We start from the raw sequence: 7705 nt of genomic DNA on the forward strand, positions 1-7705 counted from the left end.
ATCAGAAAGAATTAGTAAAAAACAATTTTGCTTTTTTAATTAAGCAGTTACAAATTCTTTTACAGAAAGTTGCTTCATGTGAGTTGCTATCGATTGAACATGCGGTTCTTCTAACATCGTTCCATGATCACCAGGAACCGAAAATACCGTTACCTCTCTATCCATGAATTTTTGCCAGCCAAGTTCTCCTTCTATGCCTTCTTCTATAGTTTTAAATACATACACAGGCACATCTCTCTTTTCTATATCCTTAGGAATATAATTAGATAAGTTATTCGCTATAAAAACATTAACTCTACCTCGCATTTGCTCTTCAATAGCCTCTAAGTTTGGAGACTCTTTAGCCAAATCAAAAACAATTTCTAATTGTTCTTCTTTTGTTTTTCCCCTTAACATTTTACTATCAACTTCAATATTAGTATCAAATAACCCGTTTATTTCCTCTACTAAAAAGTGTGCTACTTGATTAAACGCTTTATCATCTAATTCATCTTCCTCAATAAAATCTGGTGCTACAGCTTCAAATACAAACAACTCTTCTACTTCAAACCCATTACGATATAATTGTTGCATCATCTCATAAATAATATCACCTCCAAAAGAATATCCTGCTAAACGATACGGCCCTTCAGGATCAACAGTTTGCATTTCATTTATAAACAAAGTAGCAAGTTCCTCTACAGTTTCTATGTAAGGCGTTTTCCCATCTAAACCAGGGCATTGAAATCCATACAAAGGCTGTTCATTACCTAATTGTTTTGACAACTTAGAATATCCCATCGAGTCTCCTCCAGCTGGTGGTGCACAAAATATTGGTTTCATTGTTCCTTCTTTTTGTAAAGCCACTAAAACATCTTTTTTAAACTCAACGTCGGTTGCATAATATTCACGCAAAGAAGCTATACTTGGATATTCAAATATATGTGCAATCGTTATTTCTCTTGGTAATACATCATTCATCCTAACTACCATTTGAATTGCTAGTATTGAATGCCCGCCAAGTTCAAAAAAACTATCATTGATCCCAACTTTTTCAACTTCTAATAATTCTTGCCAAATAACTATTAATTTTTCTTCTATTTCATTTCTTGGTCCTTCATCATCAATTGCAGAAACAGAAGAAACTATTGGTTCTGGTAACTCTTTTTTATCAATTTTACCATTTTTAGTTAATGGCATTTCATTTAAATTTACCCAAACTTGTGGAACCATATAATCAGGAAGCTTGGTTTTTAAATAATTCTGTATTGATAGTCTATCAAAATCCCCTTCAGTTACAACATAACTAACTAATCTATTATTACCTAAAGAATCTGGCTTAGCTATAACGCAACAACTGTTAACTGTAGGTTCTTGTGATAATATATTTTCTATTTCTCCTAACTCAATACGATATCCTCTAATTTTTATTTGATCGTCTTGTCTTCCTAAAAACTCTATGGTTCCATCTGGTAACCACCTTCCTAAATCACCAGTTTTATATACTTTACTTTCTGACTTTATAAAAGGATTTTCAATAAAGCTTTTTACTGTTCTTTCTTTATCATTAATATAACCTTGTCCAACTCCAATACCTCCTACCCATATTTCACCAACAACTCCTAAAGCACATAAATTACTTGAAGTATCCACAATATACAACTGCATATTTGCTACAGGTTTACCTATTGAAACAATTCCTTCACTAGGTAATTCTCTCATAATATGTAAACTTACATCATCAGCAGCTTCAGCTGGGCCATAAGCATTTACAACTGCTACAGATGGATAATACTCAAACCACTTAGATAATAATGAATACTGAACAGCTTCACCTGTTACTAAGAAATATTTTAATTTTTCTAGCTTCTTTTCTGAATTAGCATTTAACAACTCAGAAACATATGAAGGTACTAATTGAAGTATGCTAACATTTTCATTGTATAATGACTCTTGTAATATGAATGGATCAGATATTTGACGCTCACTATACACTTCTATTTTACCTCCACATAACAAACCACTTAACATTTGCCAAACAGAAATATCAAAAGTAAATGGTGCTGTAAATGCAACTACACTAGTAGCATCCATTTCTAATTCATCTATCATAAGAAGTAAATGATTTAACATTCCTTGTTGCGTAATCATTGCTCCTTTGGGTTTTCCTGTACTTCCAGATGTATAAATGACATATCCTAATGAAGATGGCTTGCTTTTTACTTTTAGCGGTACTTGAGGTTGACTTTGGTATATTTTATCACTTTCTGATAGCATTACCATGTTTATTTTATTCGACAACTCACCAATAGCATCCTTTCCTTTCTCATCTACCAATATTACATTGCATTGAGCGTCTTCAAATATATGCTCTATTCGTGCCTCAGGAAAATCTGGTTTCATTGGTACGTATGCTCCTTTAGCTTTTAAGATTCCTAATATACCTATCAGCATATTTTCAGAACGATCTAAACATATTCCTACTAAATCATTTTCTTTAACCCCTATACTTTCTAAGTAATATCCTAATTGATTGGTTTCTTGATCTAACTCTTTATATGTAATTTTCTTTTCTCCAAAAGAAACCGCTATAGAGTTTGGCGCTTTTTGAACCTGTTCCTCAAAGAGCTCAACAAATGTTTTATCTAAAGGATAATTTACATGCGTATCATTAAAAATATGTAATAATTGATGCTCTTCTTCTTTTGTTAAAAAAGACAATTTCTTTACCTCTTGATCAGCACCAGTAATTATATTTTTCAACAACTCTTGATAATGAAGCAAAAAGCGATTAATTGTTTCTTCTTTAAACAAATCAGTGCAATACTCCATATCTAACGACAATCCTAATTCATTTTCTTCTATTGTTAAATTTAAATCAAACTGTGATGTATTCGCTTCGTATTCATATGGTGAAAAAGTTATTCCTTCTAGTTCTATTTCTTCTTTTTCTTCCGGAGTATTTTGAAGTGTAAACAACACTTGGAATATTGGACTCATACTCATATCTCTATCATCAACAACACGATCTACAACCTTTTCAAAAGGTGTTTGCTGATGCTCATAACCCTCTAAAGTTGTTTCTTTAACTCTAGATAAAATTTCTGTAAAAATCAAAGCTCCTTTTAAATCAGTTCTTAATGCTAATGTATTTGCAAAAAAGCCAATCATATCTTCCACATCAGACTGTGTTCTATTGGCTATTGTTGTTCCAATACAAATATCTTCTTGACCGCTGTACCTAGATAGTAAAACTTTAAATCCTGCCAGCAATGTCATAAATAAAGTAACATCCTCTTTTTTACTAAAATCAACTAAAGCTTTTGTTAAATCTTTATCTAACTCATACTGAATTGCAGTTCCTTCTTTACTTTGTATTGATGGTCGTATATAATCCGTTGGTAATATTAAAGGTATAATATCTTTTAATTTATTTCCCCAATATGACAATTGAGTATCTAAAATTTCTCCTTCAATATATTTTCGTTCCCAAAGAGCATAATCTGAATATTGAATTTTCAACTTTGGTAATACTGGCTCTTCTTTGATTTGTAGCATTTTATATGTGCTCATAAATTCTGACACTAAAACACCTTGAGACCATCCATCACTAGCAATATGATGAATTACACAAGCTAGAACATAATTATTATCTCCAAGATTATATAGACAGGCACGAAGCATAAAATCTTCCGATAAATTAAATGGTTCTTCTAAAAATGAAGTTATTACTTCCTCTTCATTTTTTTCATCTAATAAATGTGTGATTAAATTCCATTTTTCTGATTCTAAAAATTGTTGATAGCCAACACCTTCTTTAGCATATATTACCGCTCTTAAAACCTCGTGTCTTTCAATAACAGTTTTTAATGATTTTTCAATATTCTCTATACTCAATTTTCCTTTTAATCTAAGTACTATAGGTATATGATATTCAGTACTTCCTTGTAACTGATCTAAAAACCATAAACGTTCTTGGCTAAATGATAATGGTATATCGTTTGTTTTTTCTTGAACTACTAATGCTGGTAAGAGTGTTTTTGATGATTCAGCTAAATGAATACTTAAATTAGCAATAGTTGTATGTTCAAAAATAGCTTTGATTTTTACTTCTAATTTTAATTCACTACGAATCATAGAAACTAATCGTGTTGCCAATAATGAATGACCACCTAGCTCAAAAAAGTTATTGTGTATTCCTATTTTATCTACTTCTAATAACTCTTCCCATATTTTAACAAGTTTTACTTCAATCTCATTTCTTGGAGCCACGTATTCTTGTTGAGATATACCAGATAATTCGATTTTCTCTAAACTCTTTTTATCAATTTTACCATTACTTGTTAATGGCATTTTTTCTAAACTTACCCAAGTTGTTGGAACCATATATTCAGGAAGCTTTGTTTTTAAATAAGTTTCTATTTCCTCATTCTCAACAAGACCTTCTTTTACTATATAACCTACCAGCCTTTTAGTACCTTCAGTATCACTAACAGCTAATACACAATTGTTCTTAATTACAGAATGCATTGATAAAACTGCCTCTATCTCTCCTAATTCTATACGATACCCTCTAACTTTAACCTGATCATCAGTTCTACCAAAAAATTCTATATTTCCATCTGGTAACCACTTTGCTAAATCTCCTGTTCTATATATACGTTCTCCTTTAACAAAAGGATTAGCTATAAATTTTTCTTCTGTTAATTCTTCTCTATTAATATAGCCTCGTGCTAATCCTGCTCCTCCAATACATAATTCTCCAACAACACCCTTTGGAAGTAATTGTTGAGTATCACTTAAAATATAAGCACTTGTGTTTCCTATAGGCTTACCAATAGGAATTTTATCTGTAAAATCATCTTGAAAAGTAGTAGCACATATACTTGTTTCTGTTGGTCCATAGGCATTAATATATTTTCCTCCCTCATTTACAAATTCAAGTGCTTCATCAAGTGGAGCTTGCTCCCCTGCTGTTATTAACACTTCTAAAGAACGTAAAGAATCAATAGGCATTAGCTTTACAAAAGCAGGAGGTAATGTTGCTATAGTTATATTATTTTCACTTAAATAATTTGCAAAATAATCTAAATCAGATTTTTTGTCTTCTTCAATAATAAACAACTTTGCCCCACTTAAAAGTGGTAAGAATATTTCCCAAATTGATGCATCAAAAGATGAACTAGCAAACTGCAAACAATGAGTTTTCTCATTAATATTTAAAGCGTCAATTTGTGTATAAACAGTATTCACAATACCCTTATGCTCAATCATAACACCCTTTGGATTCCCTGTAGAACCTGATGTATAAATTACATATGCTAAAGATTTTTTTGTTATTTCTATTTCTGGTGCACTTGAAAGGTAATTTGCTTTTTCTTCTTTAAAGAGATCCAAAAACTCTTTATCAATAACTATGGTACTTTTACTATCTTTTTCAATATATGAAATACGTTCTTGTGGGTAATTAGGGTCAATAGGTAGGTAAGCTGCTCCTGTTTTCAAAACAGCCAAAAAACTTATGATAAGATCATTACTTCTTTCTAATTTTACTACAATTAAATCTTCTAAAGCAACTTTATGTTTAGATAAAATATAATTAGCCAATCTATTAGATTCTTCATCTAATTGTTTATAAGTCAATGAAACTCCTTCAAATATAATCGCTTCTTTATCTGGTGTTCTACCTACATTCTCTCTAAACAAATCAACTAATGTCTTCTCTTTAGGAGAATCAACTGAAGTATTATTAAAATTAATTTTTAATTCATTTTTTTCTGCAGTAGTTAATATGGATAATTTATTTATGCTTTGATTTTTATTTGTAATAATACTCCTTAACAATTCTTGGTAATGAACCAACATGCTTTTAATAGTTTCCTCTTTAAAAAGCGCTGTACAATACCCCATACTCAAAATAATATCTGAAGCTTGTTCTTCAACATTTAATGTAATATCAAATTGCGAAGTAACTTCTTTATACTCATAATCAGAAACAGATAATTCTTCTAGTTTTATTTCTGAGTCTTGAGGTGTATTTTGTAAAATAAATAGAACTTGAAATAATGGAGACATACTCATATCTCTTGTATCAACTACTCTATCTACTACTTTTTCAAAAGAAGCTAGTTGATTATCATACCCTTCTAAAGTTGTACTTTTTACTGCCTTTAATACTTCCTTAAAACTAGGATTATTATTCAAATCAGTACGAAGTGCTAAAGTATTTACAAAGAACCCAATCATTCCTTCTAACTCTGATTGTGTTCTGTTAGCTATTGGTGTACCAACACAGACATCTTCTTGTCCACTATATTTTGATAATAAAACCTTAAAAGCAGCGAGTAATACCATAAACAATGTAACCCCTTCTTCTTTACACAACTCTTTTACTGCTTTGCTTACTTCTTTATCTAACTTAAAATCGACACTATAACCTTCAGTACTTTGAATAGAAGGCCTTGGATAATCTGTAGGCAATGACAAAGATGTTATTCCTTTTAACTTTTCTTCCCAATAAGTTAATTGTTTATCTAATACAGCTCCTTCTATATATTCACGTTGCCACACTGCATAATCTGCATATTGCAATTCTAGACTTTGTAATTCAGTATTTCTATTTAATTTTAACGAATTGTATATTTCTTCAAATTCAGTTATTAAAATACCTTCTGACCAACCATCACTTGCAATATGATGAAACACCATCGCTAACAAACATTGATCGTCTTCTAAATGGTAAATCTTAGCCCTTAGCATATAATCATTTTCCAAATCAAAAGGAGACTCCATAAAATTGGAAATTGTTTTTTCAACACTTTCTTTTTCTAATTTACCTTCAGGTAAATACCAATTCTCGGAAGAAATAACCTCCTGAAATCCAATACCATTTTCGGATTTTATAACAGTACGTAATACTTCATGACGCTCTATAATTGTTTTTAACGTCATTTCTAAAATAGAAGCATCTATTTTTCCTTTTAACTTTAATACAACTGGCATATGATATTCTACACTACCTTGCAATTGATCTAAGAACCATAATCGCTCTTGACTAAATGATAATGGAATTCGTCCTTCTTTTCTATGAGAAACAATAACTGGTAATAATACACCCTCAGATTTTTTTGACAAGTGTATTCCTAAGTCATTTATAGTTGAATAAACAAAAACATCTTTTATCGCTATTTCAAGTTCCAATTCTCTACGAATTGTTGACACTAAACGTGTAGCCAATAAAGAATGCCCTCCTAATTCAAAGAAATTATCATAAACTCCTACTTGTGAAACTCCTAATAATTCTTGCCAAATATTCACCAAGTGTTCTTCTAACTCATTACGTGGAGAAACATAATTATTTATTTGAATTGATCGTTCTCCTGAAAATTCTGATTCATATATTGATAACAACTTCTTTACATCTACCTTATCACTTAAGTTCTGAGGAAACTCTTCTACTATACAATATTGTGATGGATGCATATATGTTGGTAATTCAGACTTACTCAACTCATGCAACAACTCTGTTATTGAACCCTCATCATGATTTAAACCTATAGTACTTAATACCACAAAGCATAATAACAATTCTTTATCAGCTTCATCTTTATAAACTAAAACATGAATATCCTCTATTGATTCTGGCTTTCTTAATACAGAAGCGATTCCTTCTAACTCTACTCGATGTCCTCGTATTTTTACTTGATGATCTTCTCGTCCTAAAAAC

General features: G+C 30.8%; 1 protein-coding gene (running past one end of the window). It reads right to left on the reverse strand.

The genetic code is table 11. The features are described 5' to 3' along the window. Positions 1-39: 39 nt before the first annotated feature. Positions 40-7705: the 3' portion of an amino acid adenylation domain-containing protein gene (locus tag ACKTTQ_RS05580; RefSeq protein ID WP_408048624.1), read on the reverse strand. Its footprint extends 2747 nt past the window's final position; the window shows 7666 of its 10413 coding nt (coding positions 2748-10413); the start codon falls outside the window, past its right edge — the gene reads right to left on this strand; its stop codon occupies positions 40-42.

Origin of the sequence: Tenacibaculum halocynthiae (assembly GCF_964512825.1) — a bacterium.
Taxonomy (GTDB): Bacteria; Bacteroidota; Bacteroidia; order Flavobacteriales; family Flavobacteriaceae; genus Polaribacter; species Polaribacter halocynthiae.